The following is a 14,585-nucleotide window of genomic DNA, read 5'->3' on the forward strand; positions in this document are numbered from 1 at the left end:
TGCACCGCATGGACACGGCCCCTTCCGCTCACCAAACTTCCGTCACCGCGCCGGCGACTCCCCACCGCCGTCGCGTCGCCACGGCGGCCGCCCTGGCCTCCGCCGTCGAGTGGTACGACTACTTCGTCTTCGGCATAGCCGCCGCCCTCGTTCTCGGCGATCTGTACTTCCCGTCGGGCAGCTCCACCGCCGGCGTCCTCGCCGCCTTCGCCACCTTCGCCGTCGGCTTCCTCGCCCGCCCGATCGGCGGCATCGTCGCCGGCCACCTCGGCGACAAACGGGGCCGCAAGCCGATGCTGGTCCTCGCGCTCACCCTCATGGGCGTCGCCACCACCGGCATCGGCCTGCTGCCGACGTACGACACGATCGGCGTCGCCGCCCCGATCCTGCTCGTCCTCCTCCGCGTCGTACAGGGCGTCGCGGTCGGTGCGCAGTGGGGCGGCGCGATGCTGCTGGCCACCGAGTACGCCCCCGAGGGCAAGCGCGGACTCTACGGCAGCGTCGTCCAACTCGGCGTCCCCATCGGCGTGGTGACCGCCAACACGGTGTTCCTGCTGGCCGGGGCGTTCACCACGGACGCCGGGTTCGCGGCCTGGGGCTGGCGCGTCCCGTTCCTCATCGGCCTGTTCGTCCTCGCGCTCGCCTGGTACATCCACGCCAAGGTCGAGGAGACCCCCGAATTCCGGCAGGCGGAACAGGAGTTGGCCGCCAAGGAGAAGAGCGGGCAGAACTCCCCGCTGCGTACGGTCCTGCGCCACCACCTCGGCACGGTGCTGCTCGCGGGCGGCTCCTTCGCCGTGAACACCGCGACCTTCTACATCCTGATCACCGGGGTCCTCGACTACACCACCCGCGAACTCGGCATGAAACGCAGTGCCGTTCTCACCGTCTCGCTCTGCATCAGCCTCACCCAGCTGGTGCTGATCCCGGCCGCCGCCGCGCTCTCCGACCGCCTCGGCCGGATCCGGATCTACGCCATCGGCGCGGTCGGCGTCGCCCTGTGGGCGATACCGATGTTCCTGCTCATCGACACCGGGTCGCTGCTGTGGCTGGCGGTCTCCACATTCGTCGCCGGATGCTTCCTCAGCATCATGTACGGCCCGCAAGCGGCCCTGTTCGCCGAGCTGTTCACGCCGGAGATGCGGTACACCGGCGCCTCCCTCGGCTACCAGATCGCCGCCGTGCTCGGCGGTGGGCTCGCGCCCTTCCTGATGGTGCTGCTGCTGGAGACCACGGGCACATCGATGGCGGTGTCCGGGTACATCATCGGGCTCTCGGTGATCGCGCTGCTCTGCATCAAGGTGCTGGCGAGCAGGGCGCGTTCACGCGGGGTCTGAGGCGCTCTCGGGTTGCGGCTGCGGCTCCGGTGCGGTCACCGGGGCCGCAGCCGTCCGTCGCGTTCGGGAGCGGGACACCGCCACGCCTGCCAGGCACAGCGTCCCGCCCGCGAGCGTGAGCAGACCCGGGACCTCACCGAGGGCCAGCCAGGACATCAGGACGACCAGGGCGGGAACCGCGTAGGTGGTGGCGCCCATGCGGCTGGCGGTCGTACGGGCGAGCGCGTAGGCCCACGTCGTGAAGGCCAGGGCGGTCGGGAAAACGCCCAGGTAGACCATGTTGAGGGTCGCCGAGGCCGGGGCGTCGGCCGCCTCCGACACCAGTTGGCCGGCGAACGGGAGGCAGACGACGGCGCCGGTGAAGCAGCCGAACGTCGTCACCTGCAGCGGGGTCGCGGAGCCGAGTGCCGGCTTCTGTGCGACGACTCCGCCGGCGTAGGCGATCGCCGCGAGCAGGCACAGGATGACGCCGAGTACCGAGGAGCCGCCGTCGTCCGACATCGACAGGCCCACGGTGACCGCGCCGGCGAAGGAGACCGCCATACCGGCCAGCAGGCGGGGCGGCATCGCGTCTCCGAGCAGCCGGGCGCCGAGCAGGGCGATCAGGAGGGGGCCGATGTTCACGACCAGGGCCGCGGTGCCCGCGTCCACCTGCTGTTCGCCCCAGTTCAGGACGACCATGTAGAAGCCGAACCACAGGACGCCGGAGACGGCGATGCCGCGCCAGGCGGAGCGAGGGGGGAGCCCTTCCCGGCGGATCAGGCAGATCACGCCCAGCGCGAGTGCGCCGGAGAGGAGCCGGCCGAGGGCCAGGGCGCCGGGGGAGTAGGCGGCACCCGCGCTGCGTATGGAGACGAAGGCGGAGGCCCACAGGATGACGGTGACGGTGGCTGCGCCGGCTGCGAGGAGTTCGGTGCGGCGGTGGTTCATCATGCTCCTGAGGTTAGGTAGGGGAGGGTGCGGAAGCTCGCGGATTTCGGACGGGTTGCCCCCGGCAGCCTCAGCGCAGTGTCGCCGCGTCGATTCCCAGGAGGTCGGTCAACGCCCGTTCTCCTGTCGCTGTCACCTTCACCGCTCGCTCCGAGCCGATGCGTACGCACCAGCCCTCGGCCAGGGCGTGCCGGCACAGGGCCGCGCCCGCGACCCCTGCCAGGTGCGGGCGTCGTTCGGTCCAGTCCAGGCAGGCTCGGGCCAGGGGGCGCCGGCCTTTGCGGTCGAGCGAGATGCCTGTGGCGTCGAACCACGCCAGACCCGCGTCCGTGAGGGCGAAACCCGTTTCCTGAAGCAGGAGTTGACGGGATGTCAGTGCGTCCGTCACCGCGATGCCCAGTCGTCCTGCCAAGTGGTCGTAGCAGGTACGGCCCCGGGCCATCGCGGAGCCCGCGCTCGACTCCCGCAGGTTCCGCGGGCGTGGGACCGCGTCCGGGGAGACCTGTGCCACCAGGTCCTCCACGAGGTGGGCCACCCTCGCGTCGGCCAGCCGGACATACCGGTGGCGGCCCTGCCGTTCCTCCGTCAGCAGCCCGCCTGCGACCAGCTTGCCCAGGTGTTCACTCAGGGTGGACGCGGCCACACCCGCGTGGCGGGCCAGCTCGCCCGCGGTCCAGGCCCGGCCGTCGAGGAGGGCCAGGAGGCAGGCCGCCCGGGTCTCGTCGGCGATCAGTGCGGCGAGCCTCGCCAACTGAGGTGCCTGCGGGTCCTTGGTCATGTGGTCCAGCATCGCGGAGAGATACTTCGGCGCCCACCGAAATATGCCTACGCGGTGGGTCCGACCTGCTCGTACTGCTGGGCAAGGCCGTCCAGCAGAGCCCTGAGCCCCGTCTCGAACGCCCGCTCGTCGATCTTCTCCTGCTGCTCGGCGAGAAGGTGCGCCTGGCCGAGATGGGGGTAGTCCGCGGGGTCGTAGGCGCTCTTGTCGTCGACGAATCCGCCCGCGAAGGAGCCGAGCGCCGAGCCCATGATGAAGTACCGCATCAGCGCTCCGATGGACGTGGCCTGCGCCGGTGGCCAGCCCGCGTCGACCATCGCGCCGTAGACCGCGTCGGCGAGCCGGAGGCCCGCGGGACGGCGGCCGGGGCCCCGGGCCAGGACCGGGACGATGTTGGGGTGGTCGCGCAGGGCGGTGCGGTAGGAGACGGCCCAGTCGTGCAACGCGGTCCGCCACGCGCGGCCGTCCTCGAACATCGACAGGTCGACCTGGGCGCTCACCGAGTCGGCGACCGCCTCCAGGATCTCGTCCTTGGTACGGAAGTGGTTGTAGAGCGACGGGCCGCTGACGCCGAGTTCCGCCGCCAGCCGGCGTGTGGACAGTGCCGCGAGGCCTTCCGCGTCCACGAGCGCGCGGGCCGTCTCGACGATCCGGTCGGTGCTGAGGAGGGGCTTGCGCGGTCGGGCCATGGCGCACATAGTAGGGCTGCGGAACGGAAACTAGCAGTGCTAATTTAAAGGCGCGGCTCTCAAGTGAGGTGATCTCGTGGTCGACCTGGGGTTGAGTGAGGAGCAGGCTGCCGTACGGCGGCTGGCGCGGGAGTTCGTGGACCGTGAGATCGCCCCCCACGTCATCGCCTGGGATCGCGCCGAGGAGGTCGACCGGGCCATCGTCAAGAAGCTCGGCGAGGTCGGGTTCCTGGGGCTGACGATCGACGAGGAGTACGGCGGCTCGGGCGGCGACCATCTCGCGTACTGCCTGGTCACCGAGGAGCTCGGGCGCGGTGATTCGTCCGTGCGTGGCATCGTCTCCGTCTCGCTGGGCCTGGTGGCCAAGACGATCGCCGCGCGGGGGAGCGAGGAGCAGAAGCGGCGGTGGCTGCCGGGGCTCACCTCCGGCGAGTACGTCGGCTGCTTCGGCCTCACCGAGCCCGGTACCGGGTCCGACGCGGGAAACCTCGCCACGCGCGCGGTGCGGGACGGCGACGACTACGTCATCGACGGCACCAAGATGTTCATCACCAACGGGACGTGGGCCGATGTGGTGCTGTTGTTCGCCCGGTCGACCGACGCTCCGGGCCACCAGGGCGTCTCCGCCTTCCTCGTGCCCACCGACACGCCCGGTCTGACGCGCCGCACCATCCACGGCAAGCTCGGCCTGCGCGGACAGGCCACGGCCGAACTGGTGCTTGAGGGCGTGCGCGTGCCCGCCACCGCGATGGTCGGCGAGGAGGGCAAGGGGTTCTCCGTCGCCATGTCCGCGCTGGCCAAGGGGCGGATGTCGGTGGCGGCGGGCTGTGTGGGGATCGCCCAGGCCGCGCTGGACGCGGCCGTCCGGTACGCCGGTGAACGCGAGCAGTTCGGCAAGCCGATCGCCGGGCACCAGCTCGTCCAGGAGCTGATCAGCGACATCGCCGTCGACGTGGACGCGGCCCGGCTGCTGACCTGGCGGGTGGCCGACCTGATAGACCGCGGGCTGCCCTTCGCCGTCGAGTCCTCCAAGGCCAAGCTGTTCGCTTCGGAAGCCGCCGTACGCGCCGCGAACAACGCCCTCCAGGTCTTCGGGGGCTACGGCTACATCGACGAGTACCCGGCGGGCAAACTGCTGCGCGATGCCCGAGTGATGACGCTCTACGAGGGCACCAGCCAGATCCAGAAGCTGGTCATCGGGCGGGCGCTGACGGGTGTCTCGGCGTTCTGAGCAGCCGTTCTGAGTAGCCGTTCTGAGTATCTGAGCGGATGTGGCAGGGGTCACCGGTCGCCGAGACTCGGGCCATGAGTGACACACCGGTCAAGCAGCAGAACACGGCCGCCTTCTACGGCCAGGCCGTCGCCTCCTTCGCCGTGGCCATGGCCGCCACGGCCGTCGGCATCTTCCGCCTGAACGCCGACGCCTGGGTGCGCGGCTTCCTCGCGATCGCCGTCCTGTACCTCGTCACCTCGGCCTTCACCCTGGCCAAGGTGATCCGCGACCGCCAGGAGGCCGGCCAGATCGTCAGCCGCGTCGACCAGGCCCGCCTGGAGAAACTGCTCGCCGAACACGACCCCTTCGAGAAGCTGTGACGGGGGTTGGCCGGGAGGGGGTTCGACCTGGGAGTTGACGTCGAGCGGTCTGGCGCCGGCCGGCTGGCATGGGGCGGCCCTGGCCGGGGGTCGGCTCCGAGTGGTCGGATGGTGGTTGGTCTTGTGGGGGTTGGCCCGAGGTCGGCTTCGGGCGGGCCTGGCCCGGGGCCGGCGGTGAGCGCTCTGGCGGTGGCCGGCTTCGGGGGTCTGGCCCGCGCCCATACCCCCCGCTCCTCCAGTCCCCGTTCCGTACCCCCCGTTACTCCAGTCCCAGTTCCCGACCCGCACCCTCCGTCGCTCCGGCCCACGCCCCGCACCCCGCCGCTCCAGCCCGCGCAGCACGGGGTGGCTAAGCGCTCGCTCAGGTTCGGCGGTATGGTGGGGGTTCTGACAGTGGAGAGGGGCGTGCGATGAGTACGGCGAAGGAGACGGCCGACGGCGAGACGTCGGCGTGGGGCGAGGTCACGCCCGACGCGGCGCGGCGGCTGCTCATTGCCGCGGTGGAGGCGTTCGCCGAGCGCGGCTATCACGCCACCACGACCCGGGACATCGCGGGCCGGGCCGGTATGAGCCCCGCCGCGCTCTACATCCACTACAAGACCAAGGAAGAGCTGCTCCACCGCATCAGCAGGATCGGCCACGCGAAGGCGCTGGAGATCCTCCAGGTCGCGGCCCGCCGCGAAGGCACCGCCACCGAGCGGCTCACGGAGGCCGTGAGCTCCTTCGTCCGCTGGCACGCCGGTGGTCGCACCACCGCCCGGGTCGTCCAGTACGAACTGGACTCGCTCGGCCCCGACGCCCGCGCCGAGATCCTCGCGCTGCGCCGGCAGTGCGACGCCGAGATCCGCGGGATCATCGAGGACGGCATGGCCACCGGAGAGTTCGACGTGCTCGACGTGAAGGGCACCACCCTCGCCGTCATGTCGCTCTGCATCGACGTGGCCCGCTGGTTCAACGTCGACGGGCCCTGGACGCCCGACGAGGTCGGCGCGCTCGACGCCGACCTCGTCCTGCGGATGGTGGGCGCGACCAAGTAGCCGCCTACAGGTAGTACCGCGACACCGACTCCGCGACGCACACCGGCTTGTCCCCGCCCTCGCGCTCCACGCTGAAGGCGACGGTGACCTGGACACCGCCCGCCACGTCGTCGACGCCGGTGATCTGCGCGGTGGCACGCAGGCGGGAGCCCACGGGTACCGGCGCGGGGAAACGCACCTTGTTCGTCCCGTAGTTGACGCCCATCTTCACGCCCTCGACCTTGATCAGCTGCGGCCCGAACAGCGGCAGCAGGGAGAGGGTGAGATAGCCGTGCGCGATGGTGGTGCCGAAGGGGCCGGAGGCGGCCTTCTCCGGGTCGACATGGATCCACTGGTGGTCACCGGTGGCCTCCGCGAACAGATCGATGCGCTTCTGGTCGACCTCCAGCCAGTCGGTGTACCCCAGCCGCTCGCCCACCGCCGCCTTCAGGTCGTCCGCACCCGTGAAGATCCTCGGCTCTGCCATGTCCCGGCCTCCTCGCCACATCATATCTAAGCGACTGCTTAGCATGGTCGGCCGAGGGCCCCCTGTCAACGGACCGCGAGGGTGACGGGATGGGTAGGCTTCGAGGGGTGCCCCAGATTCCCGAGAAGATCCATGAGCTCACGGTCGGCCAGCTCGCCGCCCGCAGCGGTGCCGCCGTCTCCGCCCTGCACTTCTACGAGTCCAAGGGCCTGATCCGCAGCCGCCGCACCACGGGCAACCAGCGCCGCTACTCCCGTGACGCGCTGCGCCGGGTCGCGTTCGTCCGGGCCGCCCAACGCGTCGGCATCCCGCTGGCCACGATCCGCGACGCCCTCTCCGAACTCCCCGAGGAACGCACCCCCACCCGCGAGGACTGGGCCCGCCTCTCCGAGGCCTGGCGCTCCGAACTCGACGAACGCATCAAGCAGTTGAACCGTCTGCGGGACCATCTGACCGACTGCATCGGTTGCGGCTGCCTCTCCCTCGACACGTGTGTGCTCTCCAACCCGGACGACGTGTTCGGCGACCGGCTGACGGGGTCACGGCTGCTGGTGGAGCAGAGCGGGGGCCGACGGAAGAACGGGCGCCGGGAGCCGGAACGGCAGGAGACGACGGACGAGCGCTGCTGAGTCGTCGTACGACCACTTCGGCGAGAGCCCTGCCTACGACGAGCGCCGGGCCCACCCGTATTGGAGCAGTCCCTCGGCCACCAACTGACCGTTGGACAGGGCCCGTCGGCCGTCCGGCAGGACCAGTGTGTCCTCCAGGCCCACTCGGGTCGCGAGGCCCAGACGGCCGGCCAGCCGCAGCACCGGCCAGGCGCCGGCGTCCTCGCCGTGCAGCAGCACGGGGCGGCCGTGGGCCGGACCGAGCTCGGCGAGGAGCGTGCGCGCGGAGGTCTCCGCCGTGTCGGTGTGCGTCACCTCCGCGAGGACCCGCAGCACCTTCGGTCCGAGCGGTGACACCGCGAACCTCGCCGCCGCGTCCGTCCCCGACCAGATACCGGCCTCCACGCCGACTCCGAGGTCGATCAGTGCGGTGGCGATCTCCTCGGCACCCGGCTCGTGCCAGTTCACCGAGGCGTGGTCGGGCAGCACGGTCCAGCCCCGGACGCGGGTGAGCCGGGCCGCTGGATCGGGTTCCGCCCAGGCGCCGGTGGTCACTCCGACCGGGACCGACACCCGCGCACGGATCGCCTCAAGTGTCGCCGCTACCACCCGCGGCGACAGACTGTCCCGCCCACAAGGTGTCTTGGGGTGGACATGGATGTCCGTGGCGCCCGCCGCGACGGCCTCGGCCGCCGCCTGCGCCATGGACTCGGGCGTGAGCGGCACCGCCGTTCCGTCGGCGGCCCCGCGCGGGCCGTTGAGACACACCTGCACCATTCCTCGATGGTGCCAGGCGGCACCGACGGTTCAACCCCGTCAATACAGGGGGTGCGGCATCCCCGGCGCACCCCCGGTGCGCTCACACGCTCTAGGCCGACATCAGCAACCGTCCGCGCCTGGCGTCCGCCAGGGCGTCGGGTGTGAGCACGGGCCGCGGCACCAGGATCCCGCAGTCCGTGCAGACCGGTCCGGTCGAGGGTTCGTGGTCCAGTTCGTACTTCCAGACGAGCCGCTCTCCGTCGCACACCGGGCACACCGCACCCGGTTCGCGCTCCAGCGCGGAGATCAGCCTGCGCAGCACCTCGGCCAGTGAGTCATCGGGGTGCACCCGGGGATCGTCGCACCATGCGACTCCGAAACCGCCCCAGGTCAGCCGGTGCCAGTCGTCCACACTGCCCGGCCTGCGCAACCCGTCGTGCTTCTCCTTCTTGCGTCGCTCGGCGAACTCGACCTCGTAGGCCAGCCAGACCGAACGCGCCTCCTCCAACTCCTCCAGTGCGGCCACGAGCCGCGCTGGGTCGGGGGAGCGGTCCTCGGGACCGAATCCCGCCCGGGAGCACAAGTGGTCCCAGGTCGCCCTGTGCCCGTAAGGAGCGAACCGCTCAAGGCACTTGCGCAGCGAGTAGCGCCGAAGCGCCAGATCGCACCGCGGATCCCGCACCTGTCTCGCCAGACTCCGGAAACCGGCCATCGCCCTGCACCTCCGTCACACCTGCACCTGTACTTCGGTCACTTCGGCGTTGTCGCCGTGCGGACTTCGCACGACGTTGCCGAATAGACGTATCGACAAGCGATTTGGCTCCATCCGATTTCCGATGCCCCCCATAAGCTCGAGAACCCCTGTCAAAACTTGACGCATGTTCATCTTCAATCTCGGGGATACCGGCGGTAACGTCCGGCCACACCCCCCGTCGGTTGGAGCTGCCATGCCACGGCGCACCTCACGCACCGCACTCGACAGACTGAGAACTCCCGGCAGACTCACCGGGTTCCTGAAGACCGCATCCATATGCGTCCTGATTGCCGGTCTTTTGTCCCCGCTTGCTCAGACGGCGTCGGCCGCCGAGGCCACGGCGGCGAACGACTACTGCGGCGGCCAGTGTTCCGACATCCTGCCGCCCGGCGAGAACGGCAACGCGACCCTCGCCCAAGTCCTCCTCAATCAGGCCTTCGGTACCCAGCCCGACCACGCCGAGGACCAGCTCGGCCCCTACGCCAACCTGGCCAAGGGCTACTCGGCGCTCACCAACTCCACGATCAACACGTTCTTCAACGACGCGTCGTTCGGGGTCCCGTCCGATCAAGTCGCCTCCACCCTGAGTCCCGCGGGCCGCACCGACGTGAAGATCGTCCGTGACAAGATGACGGGCGTGCCGCACATCACCGGTACCACCAGATACGGCACCGAGTTCGGCGCCGGCTATGCGGCGGCCCAGGACCGGCTGTGGCTCATGGACGTCTTCCGGCACGTCGGTCGCGGCCAGCTCACCGCCTTCGCGGGCGGCGCCGCCTCCAACCAGGGCCTGGAACAGCAGTTCTGGCGCAACGCCCCCTACAGCGAGGCCGACCTCCAGGCCCAGATCGACAACGCCGTCGCGAACAACGGAACCCGCGGCCAGCAGGCCCTCGCCGATGCCAACGCCTACCTCGCCGGCATCAACTCCTACATCGACGCCTCCGACAGCGGCCGCTACTTCCCCGGCGAGTACGTCCTGACCGGCCACAAGGACTCCGTCACCAACGCGGGCACCATCGACCACTTCAAGATCACCGACCTGGTCGCGTTGGCCTCCGTCATCGGCGCCCTGTTCGGCTCCGGGGGCGGCGGCGAGGTCAACAACGCGATCTCCCTGCTGGCCGCCCAGGAGCAGTACGGCGTGACGAAGGGCACCGAGGTCTGGGAGTCGTTCCGCGAGCGCAACGACCCCGAGGCCGTCCTCACCGTCCACAACGGCGAGAGCTTCCCGTACGCCACCAAGCCCGCGAACCCGCAGGGCGAGGCGCTGCCCGACGCCGGTTCGGTGAGCACCGAGCCCCTGGTCCACGACGCCACCGGCACCGGAGCCGACCAGAGCGCGAGCGCGGCCTCCGCCACGGCGACCGCGAACGCCCTCACCTCGGCCAAGCGCGGCATGTCCAACGCCCTTGTCGTCAGCGGCAAGTACACGGCCAGCGGCCACCCGGTCGCCGTCTTCGGACCGCAGACCGGCTACTTCGCGCCCCAACTCCTCATGCTCCAGGAGATCCAGGGCCCCGGCATCAGCGCCCGCGGCGCCTCCTTCGCGGGCCTGAGCATGTACGTCGAGCTCGGCCGCGGCCAGGACTACTCCTGGTCCGCCACGACCTCCGGCCAGGACATCATCGACACCTACGCCGTCGAGCTGTGCCAGGACGACTACCACTACCTCTACCACGGCACCTGCACGGCCATGGACAAGATCGAACAGAAGAACTCCTGGGCCCCGACCACGGCCGACGGCACCGCCGCGGGGTCGTACACCATGAGGGTCTGGCGCACGAAATACGGTCCTGTCGAGTACCGGGCGACCGTCGGCGGCAAGAAGGTCGCCTACACCACCCTGCGCTCCTCCTATCTGCACGAGGCCGACTCGATCATCGGCTTCCAGATGCTGAACGACCCGGACTACGTCAAGAGCCCGCAGACCTTCCAGAGCGCGGTGCAGCACATCAACTACACCTTCAACTGGTTCTACGCCGACTCCACGCACACCGCGTACTACAACAGCGGGAACAACCCGGTGCGCGCGTCCGGCGTCGACGCCGAGTTCCCGGTGTGGGCGCAGGCGGCGTACGAGTGGAAGAACTGGAACCCGACGACGAACACCGCCGACTACACGCCGGCCTCCGCGCACCCCAACTCGATCGACCAGGACTACTACGTCTCCTGGAACAACAAACAGGCGCTCGACTACGCGACGGCCTCCTGGGGCGACGGGTCCGTGCATCGCGGCAATCTGCTGGAAGACCGCGTGAAGAAACTGGTCGCCGCGGGCGGGGTCACCCGGGCCTCGCTGGTGAAGGCCATGGCGGACGCGTCCCTCGCCGACCTGCGCGCGGAGGACGTCCTCCCCGACCTGCTCAAGGTGATCAACAGCTCGGCGGTCACCGACTCCACGGCCGCGGCCGCGGTGAGCAAACTCCAGGCGTGGCTGACCGCCGGCGGCAAGCGCACCGAGACGTCGGCGGGTTCGAAGAAGTACGCCGACGCCGACGCGATCCGCATCCTGGACGCGTGGTGGCCGCTGCTGGCCCAGGGCATCTTCGAACCGGGCCTCGGCACCGGCCTGTACACCGCCCTCCAGGCCAACCTGCCCGTCGACGAGTCCCCTTCGGCCGCGCACGGACCCACCGGCGCGCACGCGGGCAGCTCCTTCCAGTACGGCTGGTGGAGCTACGTCGACAAGGACGTCCGCGCGGTGCTCGGTGAGAGCGTGCGGGGTCCGCTGGCGGACAAGTACTGCGGCGGCGGCAGTCTCGGCGCCTGCCGGGACATCCTGATCAGCACCTTGAAAACCGCGGCCGGCAAGACCGCGGCCCAGGTCTACCCCGGCGACGACCTGTGCTCGGCGGGCGACCAGTGGTGCGCCGACTCGATCGTGCAGCGCACCCTGGGAGGCATCAAGCACTCCAACATCAGCTGGCAGAACCGTCCGACCTTCCAGCAGGTGGTGGAGTTCACTTCGCACCGTTAGACCGACGGCAGGCGGCGGGTCAGTGGATACGGCCCGCCGCCAGCACCAGTTGGGCCAGTTCGCGATGGCAGATGTCGTTGTGCGCGCCCGAGGGCGGTCCGCCGCGTCTGACGACGACCGCCACGTCGACGTTCACGCAGCCCTTCGCGGGCAGCTTCCCGAGGGCGTCGGCCAGCTTGAAGGACGGCGTGTCCGGCACTGCCTGCACGCCGTCATGGCCCATCGCCCCCCACTTCGCGCCCAGGGTCCGGCCGAGGTCGAAGGCCGCCACGCCCTGGGCGTCACCCGCCATGCGCGAGGCCAGCGGATACAGGGTGCCGAGCGCCGAGTCATGGCTGGAGAAGCAGCACACGAGCGGCCCGTCGACGCGGTTCTGCTGTCCCTGGAGCACACCTCCCGCACGCGTGTCGTGCGGCAGTCGGGTCGCGAACGCGTAGTGCGAGAAGGCCCCTTGGAGCAGCGTGACGGACTTGACCGTCCGCACCCCCTCCGGCAGCCCGCGCAGTGCGAACGACGCCAGCCGGCCCCCGAAGCTGTGCCCCACGAGGTGCACCCGCACCCCGGGCGCCGCCTTCGCGAGCTGTCCGATCACCCGGCCGAGCCCGCGCTCGCCCACCGTGCCGGCGCGTCTCTTCATCGCGTAGTACGTCCCCTGCCGCAGCAGTTCGTGCGCCCCGTCCCATGGGTTGGGAATCGTGAACCCCTCTGCTCCGCCCGGGGATTCGAGCTGGGCGAGGGCTCGCGCGAACTCCTCGCACACCGTCGCCGCGGACCCGCCGAACATCTCCGGCTCGTCCTGTGGCACCCCCTCCGCCAGCGTGTCCGCCGCGAACAACGCCTGGGGCCCGGGCGGCTCGACGTCCACCAGCATCCGCACCAGCCGCCCGAACTCCTCCAGCTCGGCCTCTTCGGGAGGCTGCTGATCGAGCAGCCGGGACAACTGGTCGATCACGGTGGCCCGTCCGGGGAAGGTCTCGAGCAGTGCGTGCCGGGTGTCCTTGTCGAGCACCGGACGCGGCGGCATCTCGGCGGCCACGGACCGCGGGAAGTCCGGGATCGGCTCGTCGCAGAACCGCATCGACGGCCATACGACCCCCACGTACCCGAGTCTCGCCGCCGGAGCGAGCCGCGGGAACGGGGCGAAGAAGCTGCTGTAGAGCCGGGTCGCCGCCGAGCGGTCGCTGTTCCAGCCGTGCGCGAAGACGACCAGGTCGTCGACGCCCCGCTCCACCACCTCCGCGAGCAGCCGGTCCCGCCGGCCGGTGTCCGGGTCGCCGTCCGCGTCGAACGTCAGCTCCCAGTAGGGCGTCACACTCATCGCCGGATCCGCCATCACCGACCACCTCGTCCCCGTAGTGGTGCGCATCGTCCTGCTACCGGGCGAAGTTGGCCATACTCCACGGCTCATCCGTAGAGGAGGTAATTCTTTCGAATCCGCCGGAAAGCCGTCAGCTCCTCCCGCCAGCTCGCCACGACCTCGTCAGCACCGGCGCCGGCGTCGATCATCGTGCGGACCCGGGTGGAGCCGGTGAGCTTGTCGATCCAGTTGTCCGCGCGCCAACCGAAGCCGGACCAGGCCTTCTTGGCGGTCACCAGCAGGGCGATGCCGGTGCGGGCGGGGTCGTAGCCGGACCGGTCGTGGACGTGGATCTGTACGCCGCCGACCGTCCTGCCCTGGAACTTGGAGAAGGTGGGGGCGAAGTAGGCCTCCCTGAAGTGCACACCGGGCAGGCCGAGTTCGTTCACGGCAGCGGCCCAGCGGCCGTCCAGGCCCTCCGCGCCCAGCAGTTCGAAGGGGCGGGTGGTGCCGCGGCCCTCGGAGAGGTTGGTGCCCTCGAAGAGACAGGTGCCGGAGTACACCAGGGCGGTGTCGGGGGTCGGCATGTTCGGGCTCGGGGGGACCCAGGGGAGGTTCCAGGCGTCGTAGAACTCCGAGCGCTTCCAGCCCGTCATCAGGACCGTGCCCAGGGGGACGGGCGAGGTGAGGAACTCCCCGTTGAAGAGACGGGCCAGCTCCGCGACGGTCATTCCGTGTGCCTGGGAGATGGGCTGTCTGCCCACGAAGGTCGCGAACTCCCTGTGCAGGACCGGGCCCTGGGCCGCACGGCCGGTGACCGGGTTCGGGCGGTCCAGGACGACGAAGCGCTTCCCCGCGAGCTGTGCCGCCTCCATGCAGTCGTACAGGGTCCAGATGTACGTGTAGAAGCGCGCGCCCACGTCCTGGATGTCGAAGACGACGGTGTCCACACCGGAGGCGGTGAAGATGTCGGCGAGGGGCCTGCCGCTCTTGAGGTACGTGTCGTAGACCGGGAGGCCGGTCGCGGGGTCGTCGTAGCGGCCCTCGGAGCCGCCCGCCTGCGCGGTGCCCCGGAATCCGTGTTCGGGGCCGAAGACGGCGGTCAGGTCGACGCGGGGGTCGGCGTGCATCACGTCGACGATGTGCCGGACGTCTCGGGTGACGCCGGTGGGGTTGGTGACGATGCCGCATCGCTGGCCGCGGAGTTGTTCGTAGCCGGATGCGGCGAGGTTCTCGAAGCCGGTTCGCCTGCGGCCGGGCCGGGCCGCGTGGGCGGGTGGGGCTGAGGTCAGTGAGGCTGCTGCCGTTGTCGCTGCGAGGAGAGCTCGTCTGGATAGGCGCATGGGTGGCACGGTAT

Annotated in this window: 14 protein-coding genes; 6 read left to right on the top strand and 8 right to left on the bottom strand. The window is 70.3% G+C overall.

Features of this window, described 5'->3' with window-relative positions; all coding sequences use genetic code 11:
* Positions 1-8: 8 nt before the first annotated feature.
* A complete protein-coding gene (locus OG841_RS36850) occupies positions 9-1,337 on the top strand; it encodes an MFS transporter (RefSeq protein ID WP_365120297.1) in 1,329 nt (442 codons plus the stop codon).
* Here OG841_RS36850 and OG841_RS36855 read toward each other — a convergent pair.
* The 3 genes from OG841_RS36855 to OG841_RS36865 form a co-directional block, all read right to left on the bottom strand.
* Positions 1,323-2,267 (bottom strand): DMT family transporter, encoded by a 945-nt coding sequence (locus tag OG841_RS36855; RefSeq protein WP_371570924.1) that lies wholly within the window; start codon positions 2,265-2,267, stop codon positions 1,323-1,325. The two genes, OG841_RS36850 and OG841_RS36855, sit on opposite strands and share 15 nt — an antisense overlap.
* Positions 2,268-2,337: 70 nt before the next feature.
* Positions 2,338-3,057 (bottom strand): ArsR/SmtB family transcription factor, encoded by a 720-nt coding sequence (locus OG841_RS36860; protein ID WP_328637414.1) that lies wholly within the window; start codon positions 3,055-3,057, stop codon positions 2,338-2,340.
* 35 nt (positions 3,058-3,092) lie between these two features.
* Complete coding sequence (locus OG841_RS36865; protein ID WP_266566870.1) at positions 3,093-3,734, bottom strand: TetR/AcrR family transcriptional regulator; 642 nt, start codon at positions 3,732-3,734, stop codon at positions 3,093-3,095.
* 76 nt (positions 3,735-3,810) lie between these two features.
* Here OG841_RS36865 and OG841_RS36870 point away from each other — a divergent pair, with 76 nt between their 5' ends.
* From OG841_RS36870 to OG841_RS36880, 3 genes are all read left to right on the top strand, one after another.
* Positions 3,811-4,965, top strand: a complete 1,155-nt coding sequence (locus OG841_RS36870; protein ID WP_371568599.1) for an acyl-CoA dehydrogenase family protein — start codon at positions 3,811-3,813, stop codon at positions 4,963-4,965.
* Between the two features lie 74 nt (positions 4,966-5,039).
* Positions 5,040-5,327, top strand: coding sequence for a YiaA/YiaB family inner membrane protein (locus OG841_RS36875; protein WP_020117785.1), 288 nt, complete (start codon positions 5,040-5,042; stop codon positions 5,325-5,327).
* A 410-nt stretch (positions 5,328-5,737) separates the two neighbouring features.
* Positions 5,738-6,364, top strand: a complete 627-nt coding sequence (locus OG841_RS36880; RefSeq protein ID WP_328637411.1) for a TetR/AcrR family transcriptional regulator — start codon at positions 5,738-5,740, stop codon at positions 6,362-6,364.
* Positions 6,365-6,368: 4 nt separating this feature from the next.
* On the opposite strand, the gene OG841_RS36885 is transcribed toward OG841_RS36880, so the two are convergent.
* Positions 6,369-6,830, bottom strand: a complete 462-nt coding sequence (locus OG841_RS36885; protein WP_328637410.1) for a MaoC family dehydratase — start codon at positions 6,828-6,830, stop codon at positions 6,369-6,371.
* A gap of 107 nt (positions 6,831-6,937) precedes the next feature.
* On the opposite strand from OG841_RS36885, the gene soxR reads away from it, so the two are divergent.
* Complete coding sequence (gene soxR / locus OG841_RS36890) at positions 6,938-7,459, top strand: redox-sensitive transcriptional activator SoxR (RefSeq protein ID WP_328637409.1); 522 nt, start codon at positions 6,938-6,940, stop codon at positions 7,457-7,459.
* A gap of 33 nt (positions 7,460-7,492) precedes the next feature.
* Here the strand turns inward: soxR and OG841_RS36895 are convergent, their stop codons facing one another.
* Both OG841_RS36895 and OG841_RS36900 read right to left on the bottom strand, forming a co-directional pair.
* The gene (locus OG841_RS36895; protein ID WP_328637408.1) at positions 7,493-8,215 is read right to left on the bottom strand and encodes a 3-keto-5-aminohexanoate cleavage protein; all 723 of its coding nucleotides are present in this window, start codon (positions 8,213-8,215) and stop codon (positions 7,493-7,495) included.
* Positions 8,216-8,306: 91 nt separating this feature from the next.
* The gene (locus tag OG841_RS36900) at positions 8,307-8,909 is read right to left on the bottom strand and encodes a hypothetical protein (protein WP_057614408.1); all 603 of its coding nucleotides are present in this window, start codon (positions 8,907-8,909) and stop codon (positions 8,307-8,309) included.
* Positions 8,910-9,144: 235 nt separating this feature from the next.
* On the opposite strand from OG841_RS36900, the gene OG841_RS36905 reads away from it, so the two are divergent.
* Positions 9,145-11,931, top strand: a complete 2,787-nt coding sequence (locus OG841_RS36905) for a penicillin acylase family protein (protein ID WP_371568605.1) — start codon at positions 9,145-9,147, stop codon at positions 11,929-11,931.
* Between the two features lie 19 nt (positions 11,932-11,950).
* Here OG841_RS36905 and OG841_RS36910 read toward each other — a convergent pair whose 3' ends face one another.
* Both OG841_RS36910 and OG841_RS36915 read right to left on the bottom strand, forming a co-directional pair.
* Positions 11,951-13,264, bottom strand: coding sequence for a serine-threonine protein kinase (locus tag OG841_RS36910; protein WP_371568608.1), 1,314 nt, complete (start codon positions 13,262-13,264; stop codon positions 11,951-11,953).
* Between the two features lie 71 nt (positions 13,265-13,335).
* Entirely contained in the window at positions 13,336-14,571 is a 1,236-nt protein-coding gene (locus OG841_RS36915) for an exo-beta-N-acetylmuramidase NamZ family protein (protein WP_371568611.1), read from the bottom strand.
* Positions 14,572-14,585 lie beyond the last annotated feature (14 nt).

This window comes from Streptomyces canus (assembly GCF_041435015.1).
GTDB classification, from domain to species: Bacteria; Actinomycetota; Actinomycetes; order Streptomycetales; family Streptomycetaceae; genus Streptomyces; species Streptomyces canus_G.

Excerpts from the sequence above, each read along its gene's own strand:
- OG841_RS36850 (WP_365120297.1), top strand. The coding sequence starts at position 9 with ATGGACACGGCCCCTTCCGCTCACCAAACTTCCGTCACCGCGCCGGCG.
- OG841_RS36855 (WP_371570924.1), bottom strand. The coding sequence starts at position 2,267 with ATGAACCACCGCCGCACCGAACTCCTCGCAGCCGGCGCAGCCACCGTC.
- OG841_RS36860 (WP_328637414.1), bottom strand. The coding sequence starts at position 3,057 with ATGCTGGACCACATGACCAAGGACCCGCAGGCACCTCAGTTGGCGAGG.
- OG841_RS36865 (WP_266566870.1), bottom strand. The coding sequence starts at position 3,734 with ATGGCCCGACCGCGCAAGCCCCTCCTCAGCACCGACCGGATCGTCGAG.
- OG841_RS36875 (WP_020117785.1), top strand. The coding sequence starts at position 5,040 with ATGAGTGACACACCGGTCAAGCAGCAGAACACGGCCGCCTTCTACGGC.
- OG841_RS36880 (WP_328637411.1), top strand. The coding sequence starts at position 5,738 with ATGAGTACGGCGAAGGAGACGGCCGACGGCGAGACGTCGGCGTGGGGC.
- OG841_RS36885 (WP_328637410.1), bottom strand. The coding sequence starts at position 6,830 with ATGGCAGAGCCGAGGATCTTCACGGGTGCGGACGACCTGAAGGCGGCG.
- OG841_RS36895 (WP_328637408.1), bottom strand. The coding sequence starts at position 8,215 with ATGGTGCAGGTGTGTCTCAACGGCCCGCGCGGGGCCGCCGACGGAACG.
- OG841_RS36900 (WP_057614408.1), bottom strand. The coding sequence starts at position 8,909 with ATGGCCGGTTTCCGGAGTCTGGCGAGACAGGTGCGGGATCCGCGGTGC.
- OG841_RS36905 (WP_371568605.1), top strand. The coding sequence starts at position 9,145 with ATGCCACGGCGCACCTCACGCACCGCACTCGACAGACTGAGAACTCCC.
- OG841_RS36910 (WP_371568608.1), bottom strand. The coding sequence starts at position 13,264 with ATGGCGGATCCGGCGATGAGTGTGACGCCCTACTGGGAGCTGACGTTC.
- OG841_RS36915 (WP_371568611.1), bottom strand. The coding sequence starts at position 14,571 with ATGCGCCTATCCAGACGAGCTCTCCTCGCAGCGACAACGGCAGCAGCC.